The following is a 25,376-nucleotide window of genomic DNA, read 5'->3' on the forward strand; positions in this document are numbered from 1 at the left end:
GGGTCGAATCCAATCGCGGGGCGGTCGAACTGCAATCGCGCCCATCCAACGCCTTGCTTAGTCGGCGCTGAGCGCGCGCGCCGGATCGACGCGCGCGGCGCGCCGAGCTGGCACCCACGTAGCGCCCGCCGCGATGATGGCGACGGATAGCACCGCCGCGACGAGCGTCGTTAGGTCGATCGGGCTGACCTCGAATGTCATGGTCGTGAGGAGTCTCGCAAAGACGAGAAACACGAGCAGACCTAGGAATGCGCCAATAGCGACAATGGCTCCGCCCTGGCGCAGAATCATCCTCGTTGCTGCGGCGGGAGTGAGACCGACGGCAATACGAATGCTGATCTCGCGCGAACGCAGACTGACGACGTAAGCGATCACCCCATACAGCCCGACCACACCGAGCGCGAGCGTCGTCAGCGCGCCGACCGTGAGCACCAGGAGGGCGAATGTCAATCCGGCGCGCGCGTCGCTCACGATCTGCTCCATCGCCGCTGGGCGATGGAAGGGGAGCTCCGAATCGAGCGCGTGCAGCTCCTGTCGAAGACGCTGCGGGAGGCCGGGCATCGGCACGCGCGTGCGAACCACAAATGCCATGTCGCGCGCGGTCGTCGACGACGACGCATCGGGGTTTGCCGAGATCGGCTCTTCGGGAACATACACCTCGGCGATCGGCGGCTGTGTCAGCGTTGAGTCGCGCAGGTCGCCCACGACGCCGACGATCGTGAACCAATCGCCGTAAGCCGTTAGGCGCAGCCGTTTACCCACGCCAGTGCGTCCGGTTGGGTCGTGCCAGAAGCGTTCGATGAATCCTCGACTCACGACCGCCTCGCGCGCGCCACGTTGCACGTTGGCGTCGTCATACGTCCGGCCGGCGATCATCGGTATGCGCATCGCGCCGAAGTAGCCCGCCGTAGTGGTCGTCGCCTGAAAAAGTGGCGGCAACACGTTCGTATCGCTCGATCCGTCGTCGGCCCAAATCAGCCGTTGGTACGGGGATCCCTCGACCTCGAGCGGGAGCTTCGCGGTGGCAGCCACGTCGACAACGCCCGGAAGCTGCCGCAACCGCTCGATCGCTTCGCGGTAAAAGCGCGCGACGTCAGTCGGACCTTTGTAGCGTGTGGTCGGGAGAAACGTCCAGAACGTAAAAACGTTCGACTCATCAAAGCCTGGCTGTACGCTCCGGAGCCGAAGCACGCTTCGCGCAAGAACGCCGGAGCTCGCGAGCATCACGAGCGAGAGTGCGACTTCGAGAGCGACGAACGCCGCGCGCAGCCGCTGCGATGCTCGACCCGCGGTGCTGCTACGGCCGCCCTCGCGCAAAGCGCGAATCGTATCACTCGAGCGAATGCGTAAGGCGCCGATCGACGCGCTGATCAACGCAAACAGCGCGACGAACGCAAACGCAAAGAGCACGACGCTTGTGTCGACGCGAACCTCGTTGAGGCGTGGCAAGCCAAGCGGAGAGCTGACGACGAGTAGTCGCAGCGCAATCGCGGCGAGCCCGAATCCCAGCGAGCCGCCTAACGCCGCGAGAAGAATCGTTTCCGCCAGCAACTCCTGCCACACGCCCCACGTCGATGCGCCAAGCGCCGAGCGTACCGCGAATTCCCGGCGGCGCGCTTCGACGCGCACGAGCAGGAGCGACGCGACGTTGCTGAACGCGACGAGCACGAGCAGCGCGACCGTCGCCGCGAGCAACCATAGCACGCGATCGTAACCGGCGATGACGTCGTCCCGCAACGAATGCACTATAGGAGCGAGGCGCGTCTGCCTAACGGCGAGCGTCGTCGAGACGCCAGGCCGCTGTTCGGGATAGCGCTCTGCCAATTGCGGCAGAATGTGCTCGAGCTCGCGTTGCGCGGCTTCAGGCGTCACACCGCGTCGGAGGCGAGCGATTCCTGCGTCGGCGAAGCCGCCGACGTATTTCGGATTCACGGCGCTCGCCTCCGGTGCCCAGACCGGCGTGCGTGCTTCCGGAAACGCGAACGACGCCGGCATCACGCCGACGATCTGCCGGAGCTCACCGTCGACGTCGACGCGTTGCCCAATGATCTGTCGGCTGCCGCCGAATCGCGTTCGCCAGAGCCGCTCGCTGATCATGAGCACTGGAGGCGCGCCGTCTTGTGCGTCGGCGTCAGCGTAGAGGCGGCCGAGGAGCGGTTTGGCGCCGAGCACCGAGAAGGTCGATGCTGTCATCCAACTCACGCGCACGCGTTCCGGAGGAAGAGCGCGATCGGGATACGTGAGCGTAGCTGCAAGTGAGATGTAGACGCCCATCTCATCGAAGGACTTGGCGGCGTCACGATACAGATTGTATGTGCCTGGTGCCTGCTTCGCGATCGCGACCCCGAGACCAGGCATCGTGTGCCACAGCCCCGCGAGTCGATTGCTATCGGGATAGGGCAACGGTCGGATGAGCACCGCGTTCACGAGGCCGAAAACGGCACAGGCCGCGCCGGTCGCCAGTGCGATCGTCGTGATGGTCGCGGCGGTGAAACCGCGTGCACGCAAGAGCGATCGGATTCCGTAGTGGAAGGGATTCATGACTCATTGCTCCATCGTCCTAGGGCAAACACGCATATGGCCCTTGTCCTTACGTTCGAGACATCCAGATGAATCTCTCGGCCACTCGTCCGCTGAGTCTTCTGGGTCAGGGGAATTGAGTCACTGGTGTGTCCTCAGATTGGTCATTCTCCACATTGGTTTCCAGGGGGCACCTGAGGGCGGTAGCTCGATCTTCGAGGCACTTCGTAGGATGACGCACTCGACTGGAGAGAAACGATGACAAAGATCTCGCCATCGGCAGTGGCTGACGCGAGTCGGTACGAACTTCTTTACGCTCTACGGTCGCTTCGCCGGAGTCCCTTGTTCAGCGCCACGGTCATCCTGGTACTCGGACTGGGTATCGGCATGACGACCTCGATGTTTACAGTGTTCAAATCAGTCTTGCTGCAGCGGCTGCCGATTCGGGAGCAGGATCGCGTAGTTGAGCTCTCGGGAGTGGCGCGCGGCGCGGCAACGGAGTTTCCGATTTCGGTGCCGCAGTTCCATCGCTTCCATGCGCAGAGTCACGCATTGGAGGGCGTCGCCGCAATGGCGCACTGGCGGGTGATCGCGGCATCGATCCTCGATGGCGATCGAACGCTCTCGTTGCGACAGTCAGATGTGACAGACAATTTCTTCGACGTGCTCGGCGCCCGGCCCGCGCTCGGCCGACTCTTTCGCGCCGGTGACGCTCCCGAGTTTGATTGGACCGCTCCGAAACAGACTTACGCAGTCGTTCTGAGCTACGGAACCTGGCGGCGGGTCTTCGCCGAGGATTCCGCCGTGCTGGGACACCATCTGCACGAGCCGAAGTCGGATTTGGACATGGTTGTCGTCGGCGTCGCGCAGCCTGGGCTGGACTACCCTCGCGGCGTGGAGTACTGGCTGGCATTCAACTACGGCAGTCTCGACGTCATCGGACGGCTCGCGCGCGGCGCGACACCGGTTTCGGCGCGCGACGAATTTCTTGGATTCCTCAATCGCGATCCCGACTTCCTCGGCTATCTCGGATCGAACGCCCTTGGCGCTCAGGTGCACACGCTCGAGCAAACCATAACCAGCGAGGCGAAGCCCGTGCTGGTGATGCTCGCCGCGGCGGTCGCTCTGCTGATGCTGATCGCGTGTGTGAACGTCGGCAATCTGATGCTCCTTCGGGCCGCGGCGCGCTTACGTGAGATGGCGATTCGCCGCGCGATCGGCGCCAGCGTCACGCGGCTCGTCAGGCAGCTGTTCACCGAGAGTGTTCTGCTGGCGCTCGGCGCGGGTATTCTTGGCGTCTTCTTCGCCGGCCTCTTCATCGATGCGCTGGTACGACTGGCGCCGGCTGGGCTGCCGCGGCAGGATCTGATTACGGTCGCTGGGTGGCCGTTGGCTGTCGCGGCTGCCGTTACCGTCATGACCATCGGCGTCTTTGCCATTATCCCGTCGCTCGGCGCGCTGCGCTTCGACTTGTCGTCTCCACTGCATGGCGGCGCACGCTCGGGAACACAGGGTCGCACGCTCGTCAGGGTTCGAGCGGCACTCGTCAGCTTGCAGATTGGTCTTGCCGTGATCGTCCTTGCTGGTGCTGGATTGCTGCTTCGGAGTTTCCAGCGATTGACTGACCTGAACACGGGATATTCGACCGATCATCTCACGTTGCTCTCCGTCTCCTTTCCATGGGTGAAGGTCATCGCGGACTGCCGACCCCACGCGACCTCCCTGACGTCCGCGGACAGCGCGCGATGGACGCGCTGCGACAACGAGACGAACTTCAACTTGCACGATCGCGTCATGGCGCAACTTCGCGGCGCGCCGCAAATCGTCAGCGTGTCGCCGACGGCCGCACCGCCGTTCCTCGGCTCCAACGTGTGGTTGACGAAGATCGTCGCCGAGCAACAGTCGGAATCCGATGCAAAGACGAACCCCTTTTTCGGCTACGATCTCGTCGGCACGGAATACTTTCGCACGCTCGATCTTCCGATTGTGAAGGGCCGTGGATTCACAGATGCTGATCGGGAAGGATCCCCGGCGGTCGCGGTGGTCACCGAAGGCGTTGCCCACCGGCTCTGGCCGAATCAGGATGTCATTGGGAAGCGGTTCCACGAACCTGGGCGCGTCGATTCCCTCGTCACGATCGTCGGTCTCACTCCGGATCTGCACTTTCGGGAATACCGCGAGGCGACGCCATCGGTATTCAGGCCATACCGTCAGGTATTCGCGCAGGGGTATTTCGTGGTGAAGACGCGCGGCTCGCCCGATGGCTCCCTCCGCGCCATTCGCGACGCCGTGCGAGACGCGGGCGCTGGCACAACATTCGTGAGTGCGAAATCGATGGATGATCTCATCGCCCCGCAGCTTGCCGCGCCGCGGTTTCAGACTCTTCTCATCTCGCTCTTCGCTGGTGCCGCACTCGCGCTCGCGGCGATCGGTCTCTATGGCATCACGGCATCCGCCGTCAGTCACCAAACGCGTGAGCTGGGCATTCGCCTCGCACTCGGCGCGACGCCGGGCAGCTTGCGCCGCATGGTGCTTGGCCGAGCGATGACGGTCGCCGGTACTGGCGCGGCGGTTGGTCTCATGGTCGCCATCGGTGGACTGCGCATGCTCCGGGCGATGCTGTTCGAGATCAGTCCGTACGATCCGTTCACGCTCGCCGCAGTGACTCTGTTGTTGCTCGCGATCGCGTTGGTCGCGGCGTATGCTCCGGCGCGGCGCGCGACTCGCATCGATCCGGCGCGGGCGTTGCGCGCCGAGTAGTGACGGCACGCGATCTATCCCCCGCATGCCGCCAGGAGCGACTCGAGTGCGGCCCGATAGCGCATCTCGTCTTCCGGCATGAGCGTTCGCTCATCATGACCACCGGCCACGTCGAGTACCATCGCTGGGCCACTGTAGGCGTCGATCACCCGGTGCTGATGCTCCGGCGGGACTACCCGATCGGCGCGCGACATGAGAAAGAGGGCGGGACAGTGGCATCGAGATGCATTGGCGAGTGAGTCGAGGTCCGGTGGAACCGCGTCCGCGAACAGAGACGAGAGGCCGAACGTACGTCGACGGTAACTCTCCTTCAGAAGCTCGCGCAACGGCATTGGGTTGCGGAGCACGAGAGCGCATGCGTCACCGCCGCTATGCGCGCCGACTGCCGACAGCGCCGCCGTCGTACCAATGCTCTTGCCGCAAACTACCAGAGGCTTCCCGCCCGCAATGTCCTGGCATGCGACACCACTTGTCGCGCGCTCGACGCGAAGCGCGTCAGATCCGGAGGGCCCGTCGTGCGGCCAAAACCGGGGGGATTCATCGTCCACACCTCAGACGCGACATTCGGTAATCGATCCGCTGGATCGAGAGTGGCCAACTCTGCTCGGCCGCGACTACCGAGGAATCGCACGATGTACACGTCGGTCGCGCGCCTGCCTGCCGGCCGATAGGTCTCGCGACAGAGTTGAATCCTGCCCCAGTCCGTGGCCAACACCACTTCGTCCTTGTGACACGGCAGATAGACTTGAGAATGCTTGAACAAGACACGGCTGAGGAGGCGCGAGCGCATGCGATGTAGTATGCCACTGGAATAGCGACAATGGCAGATCAGGACCTCGCGCGTTGGCTCGCGACACTGCCTGACGATTGGACGCGCGGCGTCGATCTCTCAGTGATCGAGCGAGTGTACCGCGCGTATCAGTCGCCGGGGCGACACTATCACACATGGGAGCATGTCACCGCGTGCACGGAGCAATTGCGCAGCGTCGCATGCGAGCGCCCGCGCATTGTCTTCTTGGCGCTGCTGTTTCACGACGCTATCTACGTTGCCGGCCGTAGCGACAACGAGGTGCGCAGCGCACAGCTCGCGTGCGACGTGCTTGGAGCGAATCAGTCGCTGACGAAGGAGGAGCTCACGACCATCGAAGGCCTGATTCTGGCGACGAAGAATCACCACGCGCGCATTGGCGTGGGCGGCCTGGACGAAGCGGCGCTTCTCGACATCGATCTTAGCATTCTCGCCGCGCCGCGCGATGAATACATGCGATATGCGCGACAGATCCACGACGAGTGGGTGCCCGCAGTCGCGTCCGACGCCGAGTTTCGTATCGGGCGCGTCGTGTTCTTAAGTCGCGTGCTCGCGGCGCCGCACGTGTATCTCACCGCGAACGGTCAGCGACGATGGAATCAGGCCGCGCGGGACAACATGTTGTGGGAGCTGGACACCTTACGGCAGCAACAAAGCTGGGTCGAGCGGATCGTGTTGCTCATTCAGCGACTGATCGCGACGTTCAGCAGGCATTCCGTTTAACTTGAGCACTGCGGGCACGGACTAACTTCGTCAACTTTCGCGTCGCTGATCGGATTCGCTGGCGAATGAGCCGCCGAGACTGATAAGATTCCGCGTCACGACCTGCCAGACGCAATTTGCTTTTTTCGCCACGACTCGAGTAACGCCATGGGATACGTCGACACACAGCTCTTCATCAACGGCACGTGGCAGGAGCCCGCGGAAGGCAAGACGCTGCCCGTCGTGAACCCGGCGACTGGCAAGGAAATCGGCCGGGTCGCTCACGCCAGCCGGCCGGATCTCGAGCGCGCTGTCGAGGCGGCGCAGAAAGGCTTCAATGTGTGGCGCGAGATGCTGCCCTCGGAGCGGAGCAAGATCATGCGCAAAGCGGCCGCGCTATTCCGCGAGCGGGCGGCCGAGATCGCGCCACTGCTCACCCAGGAGCAGGGCAAGCCGCTCGCCGAGGCGAAAGCCGAGACACTTGCCGGCGCCGACGTCATCGAGTGGTTCGCGGAGGAGGGCTTCCGCGTTTACGGGCGAATCGTGCCTTCGCGCGCGAGCGTCACGATTCGGCAGATGGTGCTGAAGGACCCCGTCGGCCCGGTCGCGGCATTCACACCGTGGAACTTTCCGATCAACCAGGTGGTGCGCAAAGTCTCCGCCGCGCTTGCCGCTGGTTGCTCGATCCTCGTCAAGGCGCCTGAAGAGACGCCCGCCGCGCCCGCGGCGCTGATCAAGGCGTTCGCCGACGCCGGGCTGCCGCCAGGCGTGCTCGGTCTCGTGTACGGCACGCCGGCCGAGATCTCGAGCTACGTCATTCCGCATCCCGTCATTCGCAAGGTCACTTTTACTGGTTCAATCGCGGTCGGGAAGCAGCTCGCCGCGCTTGCCGGCCAGCACATGAAGCGCGTGACGATGGAGCTCGGCGGCCACGCCCCGGTGATCGTGTGCGAGGACGCCGATATCGCACTTGCCGTCAAAGCGGCTGGAGCGGCGAAGTTCCGGAACGCGGGCCAGGTTTGCATCTCGCCCACCCGCTTCCTCGTACATCGGTCGATCGTTGCCGATTTCGCCGCCGCACTCGCCGAGCACGCCAAGGAGCTGAGGGTGGGTGATGGCCTGGCCGAAGGGACGCAGATGGGCCCACTCGCGAACCCGCGCCGCATCGATGCGATGACCACCTTCACGGAGGACGCCGTTAGAAAGGGCGCGAAGCTACTCACCGGCGGCCAGCGCATTGGCGACGCTGGCAACTTCTGGCAGCCGACTGTCCTCGCCGACGTGCCGAAAGAGGCGAAGATCTTCAACGACGAGCCGTTCGGCCCGGTCGCCGCGATCCAGCCGTTCGACACACTGGAGCAGGCGATAGCCGAGTCGAACCGGCTACTGATGGGCCTCGCCGGGTACGCGTTCACAAGGTCATTAAAGTACTCCGACTTGCTCGCGCGCAAGCTCGAAGTGGGGATGCTCTGGATGAACATGCCGGCGATGCCTTCGGCCGAGATGCCCTTCGGCGGCGTCAAGGATTCGGGCTATGGCTCCGAGGGTGGCCCGGAGGCGCTCGAGGCGTACCTCAACTCGCGCGCGGTGATGATACAGAACGCCTGATGGCCACCAGAACCGTTAGGCGTCAAGACGGCCCAGCCCGTTCCATGTTCCTCTTCACACGCCCGTTGGGCGGCGTCCTCCTCTGCGTCATCTGTCCCGTTCTGCTCCTCGCGCAGGACAATTACGAGATCCAGGTCTATGGCTCGGAGCTGGTACCGCGTGGGAGCACCATGGTCGAGCTACACAGCAACTTCACGCTCGCGGGCACGACCGTCCGCCAGAACGGGCTCTTACCGACGCAGCACGTATTGCACGAGACGCTCGAGATCACTCATGGCTTCAGTGACTGGTTCGAGGTCGGCTTCTACGCATTCACGAGCACGGAACAGAGCACGGGACTGCAGTGGGTGGGCGATCATATCCGTCCTCGCATCGCGGTGCCAGCGAGTTGGCATCTTCCGGTAGGCCTCAGCTTATCGCAGGAAGTTGGCTACCAGCGCCGTCAGTTTTCCGCGGATACGTGGACCTGGGAGATCCGGCCGATCATCGACCAGCAGCTCGGTCGCTTCTATTGGTCGTTGAATCCGGCGCTCGAACGCGCGCTGGTCGGTGAGAATGTGACGGCGGGATTCGAGTTCGCACCCAATGCGCAGGTCATGTTCGATGTCATGCCCAAAGTGTCGACAGCGCTCGAGTACTATGGCTCTTTCGGACCGGTGACGCACTTCGACCCTTTTGTCGAGACGCAGCAGCAGTTCTTTTTCGCGCTGAATCTCGACTTCGGCCCCGAGTGGGAATTCAACGTTGGCCTCGGCGAGGGCACAACGCGCAACACCGATCATTCGATCGTGAAGATGATTCTCGGGCGTCGCTTCGGTCGGGGCGCGGAATAGACAAAACGACACATCACAACGTCGCCCGTATCCAGCGCGCAAATCGGTCGATGATCGACGACTGCTTCGGCAGTAGCTGCTCCAACTGCGCCGGCCGCTCGATCCACGTCGTCCGCGCCATCATGTAAAAGAGATCAACGAGGCCGGCGGCCGCCTGCGGGCCGGACACGATGAGCGTCGCCTCACCATCCGACATCAGCCCACGCTGATCCATGTTGTGTGAGCCCTCGGCGAAGTAGAAGCTCACGCGCTTCCGCTCCGCCGCCGGAATGCTGGCCTCGTAGCCACGCATCATCTCGTCGGTACGCCGTGTCGCCGCCGTGTCCACAGGCGGGTGAGTGTCACCTAATGACGCGGCGAACGTCGCGGTCTGCTGTGACTGCACGCGCATCGCGTCGGCGAGCATGACGTCCCACCCGGGTTGACGCAGCAGCGCCGCGATGGCCTCAGGCCGAGCGACGACCTGCGTCTTGCGGTGTGGTTGGGGCGGATGCTGCTTCTCGTCGTTGGCCATACTTGTCGCGTCGGGCTCGCTCGCGATCTGGTGCTCCACCTGACTCAGCACGGCGAGCGTCTTGTCGTCGAACGGAATCAACTCGCGGATCCACGGGTAGCGCGCGAGTCCCGCGCGCACCTCGCGCAGGCGACCGGTCGCGTCGTCGGCGGTCGCGTGCGCCGCGAAGAGGCCGATGTGCAGATCCCCGCCGCTGTGACGGATCGCCGTCGTTAGGCTGTCCCGGATCGCGAGGAGCCGGAGCAGTACGTCGTGCGCGCGCGCCATCGCCGGCGCGTCGGAAATCGGCGCGTTCGGCAGCGCCGGCGCGATGATCTGGACGCGCACGCCACGCGCTGCCGCACCGGCGAGCATGCCGGCCCACGTCTCGCTCATCCAGAGCTGGTCCGGCACGATGATCATCGCGCCGGGCTGTGTGAGGTTGTACAACATCGCGCGCGCGACGGACGACTTCTTGGCGCCGAACCCGACCTCATTGTGCACTTGCAGGGCTCTTCCCACGAAGTCGCCGAGGTTCGCCTCTCGTTCTTCCACCCGCTTGCTCGCCACGGCTCGCAGCGGGGCAGGGATGTCGCTCTCCGAGTAGCCGTTGCGTCGCAGTGCGCGTCGAAGAGCGGCGCGCGCCTCCAACGTTGCAGGACCGCTCAGGCGGAACCCGCGGTCCTCCCACGTCGCGCTGGAGTACACCTCACCGATGCCGATGCCCATCACGAACACGGCGCCGCGATTCGGCTCCGCCTCGTTCACGTCGTAGAGCACCAGCTTGCGGTGATCCCGCATGACATTGTCGGGTGTAAATGGAATTCCCGGGATGATGTGCCCACTACGAAACGAGAAATCGGATTGATTGCCGACGTTCACGTGGACCTTGATGGTCTCGTGCAGCCAGCGCTTGGCGTCGCCGCTTGCTTTCGCGTCCTGCTGCAGACGGCGCGAGCTCGCGACGGCAGCGAGCAGATCGCGCTGGCGATCGCGCAGATGCCGTTCGCGCGTGCCGTCGTCGCCCTGGATCCGCATCTTCGCGCCGAGCGGGTCCTCGAGGATCGAGAGCCAGAGACGCCCATCGGAGACTTCGTAGAAGTACTGATCGTGCAGGATCATGTACATCGGGAAGACGCCGGTGCTGTCATAGCGCCTAACGGCCGCCGTGAGGGCGGGGAGGTACGCGTCCGCCACCATGACGTAGCCGATGTTGTCGATGGCACGCGTGACATACTGCCGCCCCATGAACTCATGCGTCCAAAGCACGTGATACTGCCGAGCGGCGAGAATGGAACGCGCGATCTCGAGCGGAAGATCCGTGCTGCGCATGTATGTCAGCGCGTTGCCGTCGGTGAACGGGTGACCAACCACTCGGCCAATCAGCGAGTCCACCTCGATCTGGTCGTCGTACTGGTCGAACGTGAGCGCGAGATCCATCGGCAGCCAGAGGAGCCGGGAATCGTGCGTGCCGTTTATGAGAGTACGGATCGGGGCAGTGACTGCCGCGAGCCACGCAGCGAACGCGGACGTCGCGCCGGGCCGCGCGGCGAGCGGGATGCCTGACGAGTCGCTGAGCCATCGCTCGAAGTCCGCGGTGGCGCCGCCGGCGAGTCGTGGCAGATCCACCTTCTTCACGCGCCCGAACACCGAGTCAACCGGGATGAGTATGCGGTCGAGTACCGCGATGCGGGCGCGTCGCGCAACCGGCGCGCACTCGCTGCTGTCGAGCTGCACTCGAAACAGCTGCTCGAGCGCAATGCGCGACCGGTCCATAGCGGCACGATAGCTCGAGGCGTGCGAGGCGCGAATCGCGTTGTCGCCGTAGAGATCCGAGTAGGCGGCGATCACGCCCGACGCTGACTCGATGTCGCGCGCCAGCTGCTGGGTGGTGGCGTCGTGCGCCGCGATTGGTTGCACCGGGGGACGTGGAGGATCCGGAATCTTTACGCTGGTCTCGCGCGGTCGAGTGCGTCCGGCGAGCGGCTGGAAAAGGGGCGCAGTGACGCCGATGCGTATTGTTTGCCCACGTGCGGGCAACCAGTCCAGGCGCAACATGGAGCCGCGGCCGAGGAGGCCGCCGCGGCGGATCGCGCTCTGCCAGCTCAGGATGGTGTTGAAGTGGTGATGTCGGATGTCCCAGTCGGTGCCGACGCTGGTCGCGAGCATTCGTGAGGTTGCCATCGCGCGAACGCCCGCGTCCTCGGTGCCGGCAATGGTGCCGTATCCTTCGAGCGTGCCGCCGATGATGCCCAGCAGCGGATTGAATGCCTCGACCGGCGGCTTGTTGAGCGAATGGAAAACACCATAGCTGAACGTTGCGCCCGAGCGATATCCCTGAGTGTAGGCCGCTCCCTGTGCGGTGAACTGCTGTCGCCAGATCGGCGGCTGTCCGATCGAAAAGACGGGGGCCGGAGGCGGCGCGAATTGGGCCGGATTCGAAAGGGCCGGACTCGCGGTCTGGCCTTTCAGCGCGCCGGCGTAGAACGCAGCGAGCGTGCCGAGCAGGACGCTCGCTTTGAGTATGCGGATCATGGCCGGCTCAAGGGCAATCTTTATGCAAACCCAAGAGAAACGGCGCTGATTCAAGCGAGATCCAAAGGCGCGATGTTCTGGTTTCGGCGAAAGCGATTCGCGGAGTCGTACTTCGCCTTCACCTGGGCGAGCCGCGCGTAGTTGTCGCCGTACGCCTCGCGCACGCGAGCCCCATCGTCCTCGGCGAGCGCGTTGACATAGACGAGGCGTGCCGACCACGGATGCATCGCCCGGTTGAAGTTGCGCGTCCAAGCGACATTCCGCGCATCGTCCTTCGCATCATCCCAGAGACTGAGCATGACCAGGTCGAACGCGTGGCACCGTGCCGGAAACGCAGTCGCGTTAGGCGCGACTCGCGTCGCGGCACCGTGCGCATGCTCGAGCTTGACTATGCTGCGAGGCGACGCGCGTGCCGCGGCACACTCTACGAACGTGTCGATTGCCTCGTCCGGAAGCGCCCTCAGAAATGTCGACTTCCAGTAACTGCGAACGCCGAACGGCGTTCCCGCGTCGAACATCTGCTGCATCGACACGTACGGCATGCGAGTGACGAGATCCGCCACCGGTGATCCAAATGCGCGGAGCGGCGCGAGAACCCGCTCCCCCTCGTCGAGACTGGGACCACTGTAGGCGGGGATCAGGGCTATCAACGGCGCGCCGTCTGGACTCGTGATCGCCGCCGCAAAGACAGTCAACTCGTCAGGCGCACCAGCCATCACGAAGTCGCGATAGTGGCGCAGGACTTCGGCGGCTCTCGTGAATGGGTGGAGAATCATTCCCGAGATGACGGTGGTCACGGGGTGCAATCGATACGTAATCGACGTCACGACGCCAAAGTTGCCGCCACCGCCTTTGAGCGCCCAGAACAAATCGGAATGCTCCTCTGCACTCGCGGTCAGTCGCTCGCCGTCCGCCGTTATGAGCGAGTACGCAATGGTGGTGTCGCAGGTCAGGCCGCAGCTTCCCATCAGCCATCCCACGCCGCCGCCAAGGGTGAGTCCAGCGATGCCCGTCGTCGAGTTGATGCCGCCGGTCGTCGCCAAGCCATGAGCCTGCGTGGCCGCATCGAACTCGCCCCACGTGAGTCCGGTTTCACTCGTCGCGGTCCGCGCAATCGGATCTACGGTGATCCGCTTCATCCGCGACACATCGATTACAAGTCCGTCATCAACACTTGCCAGGCCGGCCACGTTGTGGCCACCGGCACGGATCGCGGGATACAGCTCCTCGTGCGCCGCGAAGTGCACCGCGGTCGCGACATCATCAGCGGTTACACATCGGACAATGGCCGCCGGCCTGCGATCGATCATCCCATTCCACAGTCGCCGAGCGAGGTCGTAGCCTTGGGAGGTAGGCGTGAGGATGTCGCCGCGAAGCTGTGACCGCAGAACCTCGAGGTTCATGAGTACATCGGTAATCGCGAATTAGCGCGGTTCGAGAGTGGCCCAGAAGGACAAGAGTATGGGGCGCCGGCGCTGCCGGAAGGTCACCTGGGCACGTGGTTCACAAATTGGACTTGCCATCCTTCGTCGGCCGGCCGACCTTCGCGTCATGACCGACTACGGGCAGTTTTGTCCCGTGGCGCTCGGCGCCGAAATCTTCGCCGAGCGCTGGACGCCGCTCATCCTGCGCGAGCTGCTCATGGGCGGCCGGCGATTCAGTGACATCCAGCGTGGCGTCCCCAGAATGTCCAGAAATCTGCTGACGCAGCGGCTCCACTCACTGCGGAGCAGCGGGATCATCGAGCAGCTACCCGCGGAGGGCGGTCACGGCTACGAATATCGTTTGACCGTCGCTGGTCGCGAGCTCAGTACGGTGATCGACGCGCTCGGTAATTGGGGCTACCGGTGGGCGAGTAAGGACCTCACGGCCAAGGATCTCGATCCCGACTTCCTCATGTGGTCGCTACGAAGGATGGTTCGGATCGACGCACTCCCCGACGAGCGCGTCGTGCTGCTCTTTCGATTCCGTGGACACAAGGACCGCGCGTACTGGCTGGTGCTGCAGCGTCCCGAGGTCGACCTCTGCCTCTTCGATCCCGGGTATGAGGTGAGTCTGGAAATCGAAGCCGAAGTCGAGGCGCTCGCTCGTGTATGTCTCGGTCACCTCGAGCTGCACCAAGTCATGCGCGATGGCGGCGTCGAGGTACACGGCGCGCCGCGTCATCGCAACGCATTGCCGAGCTGGCTCGGCGTCACCCGGTTCGCGGCCATGGCCAAGGCAGCGAGCGCCGTTTCACGATGACTTCCTAACGGTTCACTTTTGGGGCTGTTCACAATCGCTCATCCGGCTCTACTCTCGTCTCCTCGGATTTCCGCATGTCATGAGCGGGGAAGCGAAGCTGAGCACATGCACCGAGGCATTGTTGCCGCCGCTCGGTCATCAGCATGGGAGGCGTATCATGTGGAGGCAGCTCAATCTGGTAAGCGTCGCTGCAGTTGGCCTGTTGGCCGCCGCGTGCGCGGATAATCGGGCCCCAACCATCACCGGACCGCAGTCCTCCGCACGCACGCAAGCCGACATCGATGCCACGAACGTCGCGAAATCATCCGTAGCCGATTTCGACGCCGTGGTGCCGTCCGCCTACTATCAACTCTCGCTCGACTTCACGAAAGAGACGGCGGGCATCACGCCACCGGTGCAGGCACGCGCGTTCGGGTACATGGGTCTCGCGCTCTACGAGTCGCTCGTCGGTGGCATGCCGGACAATCGCTCGGTGGCGAGTCAGTTGAATGGCATCGGTGCACTGCCGGGCGCGAAAGGAGTCCCGTACTCCTGGCCGCTCGTCGCCAACGCGGCGCTCGCGGAAGTGATGCGAGGCCTCTGGGGCGACAAGACGAGTCGAGCTGCCGGCAACATCGCCGATCTAAACGCGCTCGAGGCCAGTCTGGCGTCGCAGTACGCTGCCGGCGTGCCGCCTGGCCTGGCGATGCTGTCGAGACAGTTTGGTCGCTCGGTTGGTGCGGCGGTCTACGCGACTTCACGAGACGACGGTGCCGATGAATCGTACCTGACGAATTTCCCCACGACATACACGCCGCCAACGGGTCCAGGCTTGTGGGTGCCCACCGCGCCGGGCCAACTGGCGATGCAACCATTCTGGGCAACAAAGGTCAGGACATTCGCGCTCTCGAGTGCCGCCGCGTGCGACCCGGGCCCTCCTCCGGCGTACTCCGAGCAGCCCGGCTCGGCGTTCTACAACGAGGCGAATCTGGATTACCAGCTGTCGAAGACTCTCACGCCCGAGCAGATCACCATCGCGCAGTACTGGGCCGATGGTCCGGGGTCCATCAGCGGACCTGGCCACGCGCTGGCGATCGTCAACGAGGTGATCGCTCAGCAGAACGCGAATTTGGCCACGGCCGCGGAGGCGTACGCACGTGCCGGGATCGCCGACGCCGACGCGCTCACCTCCATCTGGCAAGCGAAATACGAATACAATCTGATTCGTCCGGTCAGCTACATCCGACGGGTGATCGATCCAACGTGGAACACGCTGCTCGCCACGCCGCCGTTTCCGGAATACGTGTCGGCGCACTCGGGCCAGTCAGCTGCCGTGCTGACTACCCTCGAGACTGTGTTCGGCGACAACGTGCCGTTCGTGGACCACGCGCACGACGCAGACGGCTTCGCTCCACGCTCCTTCGACCACATCTTTGCCGCCGCCGAAGAAGCGGGAATTTCACGGCTGTATGCTGGAATCCACTTTAGCTCTGGAAATCTCAACGGACGCGCGCTCGGTCGCTGTGTGGCGGCGCGGGTGAACTCACTGAACTGGCGCCGCTGAGATCAGCAGCCCGGTTCCGAGCCTCCAGCGCTCTCGCCTGGAGGCTCGCGTCGGACGATTTCATTGCTAACACATCCTTCTGCTTTTGTGTCTTTGGGGGGACGCCGCCGCCGGTATATTCTGCCACGTGACCGCTAACACACTGGTTGGCACATGGGTCATCTCCGGAGACATGGCATCCGATCGCGGAGCTCCGGCGACCCCTGCCGCACTCGTCCAGCCGACGGATGCGCGACTGATCGTGGAGGCGGCTGCGGGTGATCGGACAGCATTCGAGATCCTGGTTCGACGCCATTATCGCGCTGCTTACGCGGTCGCCCTTGCGCGCAGCGGCAATCGCGCCGACGCCGAGGATCTCGTCCACGATGCCTTCATACGCGCGGCGGAGCGACTCGACAGGTGTCGGCAGCCCGACCGCTTCGTCGCCTGGCTCTGCACCATCGTTCGTAACCTCGCGCACAACCTGCGGGCGCGCGATTCCCTGCGACGGGCGACTGTACTCCCCGACGACACCGCGAGCCGCGAGGACAGCCCCGACCGGAAGGCGCAGCTCGCGGATCTGCGCGAGCAACTGCAAACGGCCCTCGCGACGCTCCCCGTGATCCAGCGCGAGGTCGTGCTGCTGCACGACGTCGACGGCCGCACGCACGAGGAAATTGCGGTAATCGTCGGCACGACGAGCGGTATGTGCCGGCAACATCTCTTCAAGGCGCGGAAGCAACTGCGTCACCTTCTCGCTGGACCGAACGGTCCGGAGCTTCCCGATGCTTAACGACTCACGTCCCGACGACCGCATCGATCTCTCCGTCCTCGACCCACTCCGCGACGACGGGAGGGGGAGCCTCGATGCACGAGCGGCGATCATCGCGCGAGATGCCATGGATGCGCGCCAACGGCTGCTGGCAGCCCGATCCGTCGAACGGACGAGCGTCGTGAGCGCGCTCATGACATATGCGCTGCCGACGATGCTCGCGGCCGGCCTCATTCTCGCCGTCGCGCTATCCGCCGTCGTGCGGACGCCGGCGGCGGCGGTCCGTCAGGTATCCGCGGCCGAGGCGATGGGCATCCCGCGCCGACTCACCGACATTCTGCAGTCGACGGGCACGCCGTCGCTCGTCGAGCTCGGAGCCGCGCTGAGCGTATCCGCCTCACGATGAGCAACTGCTCATGACCCCACGCCGCGACCGACTCGGCGCCCTCGCCCTGCTCCTCGTCTCGTTCATCGCTGGCGGGGCGGCGGGCGTCGCCGCCGATCGCGCCTGGTGGCGTCCCCGGGCCGAATTGCGCGCCGAGGATCCTCGCCGAGCGCACGACCGGCAACCGAGCGACGGGCCGGAGCTCGAGCAGATTCCGACGCCGCTCGAGAAGCTCGATCTCACCGACGAGGAGACGCGCCGCTTGCACACGATCGCACGACGTTGGCGGCCACAGGCCGCGACCGCCGTGGCCCGCATTCGGCCCATCGTCTCGGACCTCGAGAATGATATGTTCGCCGAGATGCTCTGCGCGATCTCGAAGGACAAGCAGGATCGCTATCTCCATGCACTGCAGGATGGTGACGCCGATTCGGTGATGATCGCCAAGCGCTTCCGGCTCATACGCACGAATCGATGCCCACCTGAGTAGACAATTCCGGCCTTGCGGTAAGCCGCCGCGCTAACACGTCGCCGGCATTTCGTGTCTTGATGGCGAACATTCGTCGAGACACCAATGACTCGCTCCATCATCGCGGCGCTCGCGTTGATTTCGATGGTCACGCCTAACGAATCATCGGCGCAACAGCCGCAGCCAGCGCGACACGAGATCGTGCGTGGACGGGTCCTGGGCGACAGTGGCGTCCCGGTGCGCGGAGCGGATGTCGTCGTGACTCGAACGAGCGACGCAGCCGCGCAGCCGACCGTATCCGACGGCGCGGGCGCCTTCTCGACTGATTGGCCGGCGGGCACCGGCGACTACGCGCTCCGCGTTTCGGCGCCCGGCTTCAAGGCGAATACCGCGCACCTCATGCGTCAGGGCACGGACACCGTCATCGTCGCCGACGTTCGGCTCACGTCGTCCGTGCAACGTCTCGCGGCGGTCATCTCGCGCGCGAATCGGACAGTTCCGGATCGCGATCCGGCGTCGTTCGACGTTGCTGCCGTCGGCGGAATGGTCTTCATGCAGAACGTGGCGCGACGCCTCGCACCCGATCAAGCCGGTGATCTGATGGCGGGTGCGAGTCTGCTTCCGGGGGTGGCGCTCACACCCGCTGGGATCTCGATCGGTGGGCTACCGGGCGGCCAAAACTCGATCACCCTCAACGGCCTCGCCTTCTCCGGTACGGACGTGCCGCGCGACGCGATCACGCGCGTGCGCGTTCAGGCATCGTCGTACGATCCGTCGATCGGGTGGTACAGCGGCGCGCTGACCGCAGCCGATCTCGTGATCGGCGATCAATTCACGTCGCGCTCGGGACACCTAACGACGGACGCGCCCTTCCTCCAATACAACGACCCGATCTCTGCGCGCCTCGGCCAACGGTACACGAACTTCAACGGCAGTCTCGGCGGCAACGGCCAGCTTGTGGACGATCGCTGGGCGTACAATTACGGACTTCAGGGCGGTCGCCGTGCGTCCACCCTATCGGCGACGCTTCTCGACGCCGGTCCGGACGTGCTGCAACATGCGGGCGTCGCGGCCGACTCGGCGGCGCGCCTCCTCTCCCTCATCGGGGCCGCCGGTGTGCCCGTGTCGTTAGGCATGATCCCGTCGGGAACTGTCGACGAGAATGCCTCGTTCATCGGGCGGGTCGATCATGCCCCGTACGACTGGATCACCCTCACGCCCGCGCCGACGACGTACGGTCTCCAGGCGTACGCCAAATGGAATCGCGCGGACGCCCAGGGCTTCACGCCGATCGCAACGCCCGCGCACGGCGGCACGAGCGGGCAGGACATCGGCTCGCTCACGGCGCTCGTGAGCAGCGTGTTCGGCCAGGGCTATCTCGCCGACCTGCGTTCCTCGGTGACGGCGGTGCGAAATACGACCGATCCGTACGTGGCACTCCCGGATGGCCGGGTCCTCGTCGGCTCGACTTTCCCCGGCGCGACGGACGGGCTCTCGACTCTCCAGTTCGGCGGCAACGGCGCTCTCTCGACGATTCAGCGGAACTTCCGCTGGGAGACGTTGAGCAGCCTGCAGCTCTATCCGCCGGGCGCGGCGACGCATCGCCTCAAGCTCGCCGCGGACGTCCGATTCGATGCCTACTCCCAGGACCTAACGAGTAACCGCTACGGCACGTTTACCTACAATTCGCTCGCCGACCTCGCCGCGAATGAGCCGTCGTCGTTCACGCGAACGTTGTCGTCGCCCTCCACGAGCGGCGGCGAATGGAATGCCTTCGTCGCTGCTGGTGATCTCTGGCGGATCAACCCCAATTGGCAGCTCATCTACGGTGTGCGCGCCGAGGGAAATGCATTCACGTCCCGACCGATGCTCAACCCATCGCTCTCGTCCGCGCTCGGCATTCGCAATGACCACGCGCCGTCGAGCCTCGCACTCAGCCCGCGGCTCGCGGTGAACTGGCAAGATGGAAAGGGCAAGATCGTGCGCGCCGGCGTCGGGCAATTCCGAAACATTACCGACGCGTCGCTACTGGCCACTCCCACGGCGGCCACGGGACTGCCGGGATCCATCGTTCGACTCACGTGCGTCGGCTCGGCGGTGCCAAGCGCCGACTGGAGCGCCTTCTTGGCAGATCCGTCGGCGATCCCTCGCCAGTGCGTGGGAACGAACGGAAGCTTCGCCGACGCATCACCGGCGGTCCAGTACGTCGACCAGTCGTATCAGCCGACGCGCAGCTGGCGCGCGAACGCGGGCTATCAATCGAGCATCCTCAGAAATGTGTTCTCGATCGATCTCGTCGGCTCGCTCAATCTCGATCAGCCGGGGATCTACGACCGCAACTTTGCCGGAACGTCGACGTTCGCGCTCCAGGATGAGGGTCGGCCCGTATTCGTCCCCGCGGCTTCGATCGTGCCGGCTACCGGTCAGCTCTCACCGACGTTAGCGCGCCTAACGCCGGCATTCGGCCGCATCACCGACGTCGTCTCCGATCTGCACTCCATCAGCGAGCAAGCGGTGCTCTCGTTCCGTCCGCGCATCCCAACCACGGTACAGCGCTACTTCGGCGATGTGATTCTCGGATACACATTGTCCGACGTGCGTGCACAGCAGCGCGGCTTCGACGGCGCGGCGTTTGGCGATCCGCGCACGCGTGAATGGGCACGTGCCGATCTCGATGCGCGCCACATGTTCGTTTGGCAAGGAGTCTTCCGTCCGCTCGGCGACGGACGCATGCTGGCGTTCGTCTCGGGGCGGGCACAATCGGGCCTTCCGTTCACGCCCATGATCGCCGGCGACGTCAACGGCGACGGCCTGCCTAACGATCGCGCCTTCATCTACGCGCCAACGCAGGCGCCGGACACGGCACTGGCCAACGGGATGCGCACGCTCCTCACGTCGGCGCCGAGCAGCGTGCGCCGGTGCCTCGCCGCGCAGCTTGGGTACGGGGCGGCTCGCAACAGCTGCGAGGGGCCGTGGACCCAAGCCCTCAATATCGGCATGCGGCTGAGTGGTCAGCTCCTGCACACGCCGCGCATGGACGTGACGCTCAACGTTTCCAACCCACTCGGCGGGCTCGATCAGCTCCTGCACGGCCCGAACAACCTTCACGGCTGGGGGACGCCGTCGCTCCCCGACCCGACGCTGTACACCGTGCGGGGATTCGATCCGTCGGCCAGCCGCTTCATCTACGCCGTCAATCCCCGCTTCGGTACGACCGCCACGTCGACGGGGACGCTCCGCGCACCCTTCCGCCTAACGCTCGACGTGCAACTCGATCTCGCGCAGTCGGTCTCGGAGCAGCAGCTCGACCGTTGGCTTCGGCCGGGGCGCGCCGGGCGTGCGGGAGAGAAGCTGAGCGAAAGCGATTTTTTCCGGCGGTATCAGCGCACCGTACCCGATCCCTACGCGGAGCTGCTCCAGCAGTCGGATTCGTTGCTGTTGTCATCCGATGAAGTTGCCAGCCTCCAACGTGTAGACGCTGTGTACCGCGCGCGCGTCGACGCCATGTGGTCGAGCCTCGCGTCGTATCTCGCCGAGCTACCGGACCACTACGACTTCGACGCGGTGAGCCGCCGCACCGACCAAACGATCGACGATGTGTGGGAGCTAACGCGCGTGGATGTGCAGAAGAATCTCGAGGCGATCCTCGCGCCGGCGCAGACCGCGTTGCTCTCCGGTTGGTCAGGGATGCTCTTTCGCTCTCGGGATCGCGTCCACATTCGTCTGTCGCCGCGCGGTGGTTGACAAGAGACCCAATCCAAAGGTCCGCATGAGATCGAGCTTTGCCTATCTGATCGTGGCGCTACTCACGATTGCACCTTGCGCCCGCCTTGATTGCCAGGAGCCGGTGAAGCGTGCCGCGCTGAATGGCGAGTGGACCGGCACACTCATGCTCGACAACAGTCAACCGAGACTGGCCCTCGTCTTCGAGCTCACCGACTCGACATTTGCTGGGAAGGTGTACTCCGATGCCACGTTGATGGGAGAGATGGAGGACGGGTCGCTTGCCGGCAATCGCGTCCACTTCAAGCTCGGCCGGTTGGACTTCACTGGCGTGATCACGGGATCGCGAATGCACGTCGACCTCATCGTCTACAATGGATCGACTCGAACGCTTACGCTCGTCAAGACGCCAAGCCCCTGACGACTGTCGGTTACGGCGCGAGCACGGCAAGCACGAGTTGAGCGTTTTCGCGCGAGGTACCCTCGTAATAGAACACGAACACTTTGTGCGTCTTCTCGTCGACCGCACATGTGCGCGCGCCGCCACCGGTCGGAACCTTCTCAACGACCGAGAACCGATCCGGTGAATCTTCGTGAATCAGCGTCATCGTGCTGTCGGCGCGATTCGGGTTGAAGACGAGCTTCGTCGACGCATCGAAGCAGTTCTGATCGGCGCGGCTCGCAACGCGAACTCTGGCCAGTACGGTTCCGTTATCCGCGTTGACAACCACCATCTCGGTATCGCACGCCATGAAGAGACGCCGAGTTGCAAGATCCATCGACAGTCCCTGCGCTCGACCGCAGCTCGGGATGCGATAGGTGGCCTCGGTCTTGAGCGTTCGTGCATCGACGCGTTGCACGAATCCGGAGTCCTCGACGTTCAGAAACATCTTCCCCTTGCCGTCGGCGACGCCGGACTCCAGACCGTCGCCAATCGTCGACTTGGTGATCAGTTTTCCCGTCTTCATGTCGACGACCCACGCGTCCTTGCCCTCCCAGGTGAACGCGCGGTGCGTGACCGGCTCGTAGCGGATTCCGTCGCCCTTGGCATCGACGTGGCCAGTGACGGCGAGCGTCTTGAGGTTGAACACGACGCCATTCCGCACGAGGCCGCGATTGAGGTCCGGCGCGATCGCGTACCCACCGCCGCCGCCGGCCACGTGGCCGACGATCTTGTCATCGTCGACGTCGATGACGTTGTCGCCGAGCCCGTACAGTCTCCGGCCGGCCGGATCGATGATGACGTAGTCGGCACGTACCTTCCCGAGGTTGACGTGGTCGATAACGTGATAATGTCCGTTTTGGGCCGCCGCGAGACGGAACGCGGGAAGGGCGGCGAGCGCGCCAACGATGAGCGCGAAGGATCGTGAGCGTGTCATAAACTCTCGCAGGAAGGGAGGACGAATTTTGCCTAGCGACCCGTTCGATCGAGGTAGGGGTCGCTTTTGGTATGTAGTCGCCGAAGCTGTCGCCACGATGACAGCGACGCGACCGGATATGCCTCGGCCTCGTGAGACCGTCCGACTCAACTAATGAACGAACTTCGTCGACTTCCGAACGCCTTATCCCTGTCGCGGCTGCTATTGGCGGTTCTCTTCGTTCCAGCGGGACGAGGAGCTCGCGTCGTGCTGATTTGCGCCGCCGCAGCCAGCGACTTCTTCGATGGATGGCTCGCTCGACGAACCAACACGACGACGCGCTGGGGAGCGCTCGTGGATCCGATTGCGGATCGCATTTTCGTCCTGGTGGCCGTTGTTATGTATGTGCTAAACGGTGATCTCTCGCTGGCAGCGTCGCTGCTGCTCCTTGCACGCGATATTGCGACGGCTCTGGGCTTTTTCGTCGCCCGCGCCGTGCCCGGGCTGCGGGGAGTGGAGTTCAAGGCGCGCTTTCCGGGGAAGATCGTCACTGTGTTACAGCTGGTGACGCTGGTCGCACTCGTGGTCGGCGCACAGCCGGTGACACCATGGCTGATCGCGCTGGTTGGTCTCGCCTCGGCGTTCGCAATCGCGGACTACACGCACTTTCTCTGGCGCGCCCGAGCGAGATGATACCGGTCGGAGTGGTGGTTCAACCCGTCGGGGCCATTTTCACGGCATCGAAATAGTGGTTTTGCCCTTCGTCCTCGTACTCCCTGGTGAGCCGCAAACCGGCTGCAGAAAGGAGCCTCCGGTACTCCGTCCCGCCAAGCGACCGTGACTCCAATCCTGTCATCGCGTCGTTCCACACCAGTGGTTCAGTGCCAGCGCAAGATGTGAACAGCAGACGGCCGCCAATCACGAGTACGTCAGCGATGCGTTGGATGAGTCGCCGCTGCGCTTCAGGGAGAAGAAGGAACATGAGTCCCCACGCGACGACACCGTCGAACATCCGATCGAAGAACAACGATTCCTCCACGGATTCACACGCGACGGGTACGCCTGGCAGGTTGTCTTGGAATGCCTTCACCAACGATGGCGCTGCATCGATGCCATAGACGTTCAGCCCTTCGGTAATTAGAACTTTGGTAATGGGCAGGCCAGACCCGCAGCCTAGATCGACTACAGAGGACCCGCGGCGTAGCGTGCGCGCCCAATTGCGCACCGCACTCGCGCCGATACCGGTCGACGGCGCACGGCCACGACCCGCAAGAAAATCGGCAGCCACGCCTTCGTATCCGTTGGAAGAATCGCCCATGAGAGATGGCACCGTTGAGTGTAGCCCGTTGCGTTTCTAGAGCAGTACAACGAGGCGGCGGCGCGATCGAACCATGCGAGTGGTACCAACCTCCCGCGTTGGCTTGATCCTTTGTTGGCAAGGCTGTCGCACGTTGGCTCTTGATGCGTTCTTCTCCACGACGTAGGAAACGGAAGGGCCAGTCGACTTGACTGGCCCTTCGTCTACCTACGTCCATGTGAGACGTGCACCTGACGCCGGATCCTCATCGTTATGCCAACATCGCTTCTGGCGTGTAAGCTCCGCCTACACGCAGTCAACGACGCCGGCCACGCCTCGCGCTACCGAAAGTTTCCGCGCGACGAGTGCGGCCGAAGAAAAAGCCTAACGATTCACGGAGTCGCGGAATTCCGCGGTCCGCGGGAAGTCACTTCAGTAATCGCGACCGCGTCCGCCGCCTCTCCCGCCGCCGCCGCCACCACCACCGCGGCCGCTCGAGGGAGTCCCGCCGCCGAGTCGCGTCACGTTCTCCGCAGCCGGCCCCTTCTGGCCCTGCACCACGTCGAACTCCACGCTCTCCCCTTCGTCGAGCGACTTGAAGCCTCCGCCCTGGATTGCCGAATGATGGACGAACAAGTCCTTTCCCCCATCCTCCGGCGTGATGAAGCCGAATCCCTTGTCGTTGTTGAACCACTTCACCGTGCCTTTCATACGCATTGTCCTCTCTCCGTTCGTAACCCCGGTGCTCTTGCTGAGCGCGATCTTGCGGCATTCGAAACTAAACATCCCTTGGCCATGACGGAAATAGTTCCGAATGCGAGGGCGGCGCCGGTCCCTTGACCGGCTAACGGATCGGCATTACCTAACTGGCAGGTTAAGTAACCAGTCAGTTAGGTATGTCAGCCGATCCGCTGTCCCTCACCTTCGCAGCTCTCGCCGACCCGACCCGACGCGCTATCCTGGCGCGCTTGGCAGACGGCGAGTGCACCGTCAGCGAGCTTGCCAAGCCGTTCGCAATGAGCGGGCCGGCCGTGTCGAAGCACCTGAAGGTGCTCGAGCGCGCCGGGCTCGTCGGTCGCGGACGCGAAGCGCAATGGCGGCCTTGCCGCCTCCGGGCGGCGCCGATCAAGCAGATCGCCGAGTGGGCCGAGGACTATCGCCAGTTCTGGGACGCCGCGTACGAGCGTCTCGACGCGTACCTCAACCACCTGATGTCGGACGAGCAGGACGACGCCAAGGGAAGCCCCGCCGCGCAATCCGGTTGAGGTCAGCAGGGCGCGTCCAAGGGTGCTTCGTCATTGTGGCCAGACCGCTCCCGAGGTGGCCATAATGATCCAGGGTCAGCTC

At 64.1% G+C, this 25,376-nt stretch carries 20 protein-coding genes and 1 pseudogene; 13 read left to right on the forward strand and 8 right to left on the reverse strand.

The window, feature by feature from the left end; translation table 11 throughout:
• Positions 1–57 precede the first annotated feature (57 nt).
• Positions 58–2,541, reverse strand: a complete 2,484-nt coding sequence (locus VGH98_08830) for an ABC transporter permease (GenBank protein ID HEY2376064.1) — start codon at positions 2,539–2,541, stop codon at positions 58–60.
• Between the two features lie 237 nt (positions 2,542–2,778).
• On the opposite strand from VGH98_08830, the gene VGH98_08835 reads away from it, so the two are divergent.
• A complete protein-coding gene (locus VGH98_08835; GenBank protein ID HEY2376065.1) occupies positions 2,779–5,280 on the forward strand; it encodes an ADOP family duplicated permease in 2,502 nt (833 codons plus the stop codon).
• A 14-nt stretch (positions 5,281–5,294) separates the two neighbouring features.
• On the opposite strand, the gene VGH98_08840 is transcribed toward VGH98_08835, so the two are convergent.
• The gene (locus VGH98_08840; protein HEY2376066.1) at positions 5,295–5,612 is read right to left on the reverse strand and encodes a hypothetical protein; all 318 of its coding nucleotides are present in this window, start codon (positions 5,610–5,612) and stop codon (positions 5,295–5,297) included.
• A gap of 92 nt (positions 5,613–5,704) precedes the next feature.
• Positions 5,705–6,070, reverse strand: a complete 366-nt coding sequence (locus VGH98_08845) for a hypothetical protein (GenBank protein ID HEY2376067.1) — start codon at positions 6,068–6,070, stop codon at positions 5,705–5,707.
• A gap of 30 nt (positions 6,071–6,100) precedes the next feature.
• Between VGH98_08845 and VGH98_08850 the strand changes: the two genes are divergently transcribed.
• The 3 genes from VGH98_08850 (at position 6,101) to VGH98_08860 (ending at position 9,231) form a co-directional block, all read left to right on the forward strand.
• A complete protein-coding gene (locus tag VGH98_08850) occupies positions 6,101–6,811 on the forward strand; it encodes a hypothetical protein (GenBank protein ID HEY2376068.1) in 711 nt (236 codons plus the stop codon).
• A gap of 147 nt (positions 6,812–6,958) precedes the next feature.
• Positions 6,959–8,398 (forward strand): NAD-dependent succinate-semialdehyde dehydrogenase, encoded by a 1,440-nt coding sequence (locus VGH98_08855; protein ID HEY2376069.1) that lies wholly within the window; start codon positions 6,959–6,961, stop codon positions 8,396–8,398.
• On the forward strand, positions 8,398–9,231 hold the full coding sequence (locus tag VGH98_08860) for a hypothetical protein (protein ID HEY2376070.1): 834 nt from the start codon (positions 8,398–8,400) through the stop codon (positions 9,229–9,231). The genes VGH98_08855 and VGH98_08860 overlap by 1 nt, the downstream gene beginning before the upstream one ends.
• A 13-nt stretch (positions 9,232–9,244) precedes the next feature.
• Here the strand turns inward: VGH98_08860 and VGH98_08865 are convergent, their stop codons facing one another.
• Together VGH98_08865 and VGH98_08870 are read right to left on the reverse strand one after the other, a co-directional pair.
• Positions 9,245–12,259 (reverse strand): hypothetical protein, encoded by a 3,015-nt coding sequence (locus VGH98_08865; protein ID HEY2376071.1) that lies wholly within the window; start codon positions 12,257–12,259, stop codon positions 9,245–9,247.
• Positions 12,260–12,309: 50 nt separating this feature from the next.
• On the reverse strand, positions 12,310–13,662 hold the full coding sequence (locus VGH98_08870) for an FAD-binding oxidoreductase (protein ID HEY2376072.1): 1,353 nt from the start codon (positions 13,660–13,662) through the stop codon (positions 12,310–12,312).
• Positions 13,663–13,810: 148 nt separating this feature from the next.
• Between VGH98_08870 and VGH98_08875 the strand changes: the two genes are divergently transcribed.
• The 7 genes from VGH98_08875 (at position 13,811) to VGH98_08905 (ending at position 21,795) form a co-directional block, all read left to right on the forward strand.
• Entirely contained in the window at positions 13,811–14,503 is a 693-nt protein-coding gene (locus VGH98_08875; protein HEY2376073.1) for a helix-turn-helix domain-containing protein, read from the forward strand.
• A 157-nt stretch (positions 14,504–14,660) separates the two neighbouring features.
• Complete coding sequence (locus VGH98_08880; GenBank protein ID HEY2376074.1) at positions 14,661–16,046, forward strand: vanadium-dependent haloperoxidase; 1,386 nt, start codon at positions 14,661–14,663, stop codon at positions 16,044–16,046.
• Between the two features lie 127 nt (positions 16,047–16,173).
• A complete protein-coding gene (locus tag VGH98_08885; protein ID HEY2376075.1) occupies positions 16,174–16,818 on the forward strand; it encodes a sigma-70 family RNA polymerase sigma factor in 645 nt (214 codons plus the stop codon).
• On the forward strand, positions 16,811–17,203 hold the full coding sequence (locus VGH98_08890; protein ID HEY2376076.1) for a hypothetical protein: 393 nt from the start codon (positions 16,811–16,813) through the stop codon (positions 17,201–17,203). The genes VGH98_08885 and VGH98_08890 overlap by 8 nt, the downstream gene beginning before the upstream one ends.
• A gap of 10 nt (positions 17,204–17,213) precedes the next feature.
• Positions 17,214–17,672: a hypothetical protein gene (locus VGH98_08895; protein HEY2376077.1), complete on the forward strand. Its 459-nt coding sequence runs from the start codon at positions 17,214–17,216 to the stop codon at positions 17,670–17,672.
• An 84-nt stretch (positions 17,673–17,756) separates the two neighbouring features.
• The gene (locus VGH98_08900) at positions 17,757–21,395 is read left to right on the forward strand and encodes a carboxypeptidase regulatory-like domain-containing protein (protein HEY2376078.1); all 3,639 of its coding nucleotides are present in this window, start codon (positions 17,757–17,759) and stop codon (positions 21,393–21,395) included.
• A 25-nt stretch (positions 21,396–21,420) separates the two neighbouring features.
• Positions 21,421–21,795 (forward strand): hypothetical protein, encoded by a 375-nt coding sequence (locus VGH98_08905; GenBank protein ID HEY2376079.1) that lies wholly within the window; start codon positions 21,421–21,423, stop codon positions 21,793–21,795.
• Between the two features lie 10 nt (positions 21,796–21,805).
• Here the strand turns inward: VGH98_08905 and VGH98_08910 are convergent, their stop codons facing one another.
• Entirely contained in the window at positions 21,806–22,753 is a 948-nt protein-coding gene (locus VGH98_08910) for a hypothetical protein (protein ID HEY2376080.1), read from the reverse strand.
• A 153-nt stretch (positions 22,754–22,906) separates the two neighbouring features.
• Here VGH98_08910 and VGH98_08915 point away from each other — a divergent pair, with 153 nt between their 5' ends.
• On the forward strand, positions 22,907–23,425 hold the full coding sequence (locus VGH98_08915) for a CDP-alcohol phosphatidyltransferase family protein (protein HEY2376081.1): 519 nt from the start codon (positions 22,907–22,909) through the stop codon (positions 23,423–23,425).
• Between the two features lie 19 nt (positions 23,426–23,444).
• Here the strand turns inward: VGH98_08915 and VGH98_08920 are convergent, their stop codons facing one another.
• The gene (locus VGH98_08920) at positions 23,445–24,050 is read right to left on the reverse strand and encodes a class I SAM-dependent methyltransferase (GenBank protein ID HEY2376082.1); all 606 of its coding nucleotides are present in this window, start codon (positions 24,048–24,050) and stop codon (positions 23,445–23,447) included.
• A gap of 492 nt (positions 24,051–24,542) precedes the next feature.
• Positions 24,543–24,746: pseudogene (locus VGH98_08925) on the reverse strand (cold shock domain-containing protein).
• A gap of 179 nt (positions 24,747–24,925) precedes the next feature.
• Here VGH98_08925 and VGH98_08930 point away from each other — a divergent pair.
• Complete coding sequence (locus tag VGH98_08930; protein ID HEY2376083.1) at positions 24,926–25,294, forward strand: metalloregulator ArsR/SmtB family transcription factor; 369 nt, start codon at positions 24,926–24,928, stop codon at positions 25,292–25,294.
• Positions 25,295–25,376: the final 82 nt, after the last annotated feature.

It is taken from the genome of Gemmatimonadaceae bacterium (genome assembly GCA_036496605.1).
Lineage (GTDB): Bacteria > Gemmatimonadota > Gemmatimonadetes > Gemmatimonadales > Gemmatimonadaceae > AG2.

Coding starts and splice junctions, on each gene's coding strand:
- VGH98_08870 (HEY2376072.1), bottom strand. CDS start 13,662: ATGAACCTCGAGGTTCTGCGGTCACAGCTTCGCGGCGACATCCTCACG.
- VGH98_08850 (HEY2376068.1), top strand. CDS start 6,101: ATGGCAGATCAGGACCTCGCGCGTTGGCTCGCGACACTGCCTGACGAT.
- VGH98_08835 (HEY2376065.1), top strand. CDS start 2,779: ATGACAAAGATCTCGCCATCGGCAGTGGCTGACGCGAGTCGGTACGAA.
- VGH98_08905 (HEY2376079.1), top strand. CDS start 21,421: ATGAGATCGAGCTTTGCCTATCTGATCGTGGCGCTACTCACGATTGCA.
- VGH98_08840 (HEY2376066.1), bottom strand. CDS start 5,612: ATGCCGTTGCGCGAGCTTCTGAAGGAGAGTTACCGTCGACGTACGTTC.
- VGH98_08875 (HEY2376073.1), top strand. CDS start 13,811: ATGACCGACTACGGGCAGTTTTGTCCCGTGGCGCTCGGCGCCGAAATC.
- VGH98_08830 (HEY2376064.1), bottom strand. CDS start 2,541: ATGAATCCCTTCCACTACGGAATCCGATCGCTCTTGCGTGCACGCGGT.
- VGH98_08855 (HEY2376069.1), top strand. CDS start 6,959: ATGGGATACGTCGACACACAGCTCTTCATCAACGGCACGTGGCAGGAG.
- VGH98_08900 (HEY2376078.1), top strand. CDS start 17,757: ATGACTCGCTCCATCATCGCGGCGCTCGCGTTGATTTCGATGGTCACG.
- VGH98_08930 (HEY2376083.1), top strand. CDS start 24,926: ATGTCAGCCGATCCGCTGTCCCTCACCTTCGCAGCTCTCGCCGACCCG.
- VGH98_08860 (HEY2376070.1), top strand. CDS start 8,398: ATGGCCACCAGAACCGTTAGGCGTCAAGACGGCCCAGCCCGTTCCATG.
- VGH98_08910 (HEY2376080.1), bottom strand. CDS start 22,753: ATGACACGCTCACGATCCTTCGCGCTCATCGTTGGCGCGCTCGCCGCC.
- VGH98_08915 (HEY2376081.1), top strand. CDS start 22,907: ATGAACGAACTTCGTCGACTTCCGAACGCCTTATCCCTGTCGCGGCTG.
- VGH98_08845 (HEY2376067.1), bottom strand. CDS start 6,070: ATGCGCTCGCGCCTCCTCAGCCGTGTCTTGTTCAAGCATTCTCAAGTC.
- VGH98_08890 (HEY2376076.1), top strand. CDS start 16,811: ATGCTTAACGACTCACGTCCCGACGACCGCATCGATCTCTCCGTCCTC.
- VGH98_08895 (HEY2376077.1), top strand. CDS start 17,214: ATGACCCCACGCCGCGACCGACTCGGCGCCCTCGCCCTGCTCCTCGTC.
- VGH98_08920 (HEY2376082.1), bottom strand. CDS start 24,050: ATGGGCGATTCTTCCAACGGATACGAAGGCGTGGCTGCCGATTTTCTT.
- VGH98_08865 (HEY2376071.1), bottom strand. CDS start 12,259: ATGATCCGCATACTCAAAGCGAGCGTCCTGCTCGGCACGCTCGCTGCG.
- VGH98_08880 (HEY2376074.1), top strand. CDS start 14,661: ATGTGGAGGCAGCTCAATCTGGTAAGCGTCGCTGCAGTTGGCCTGTTG.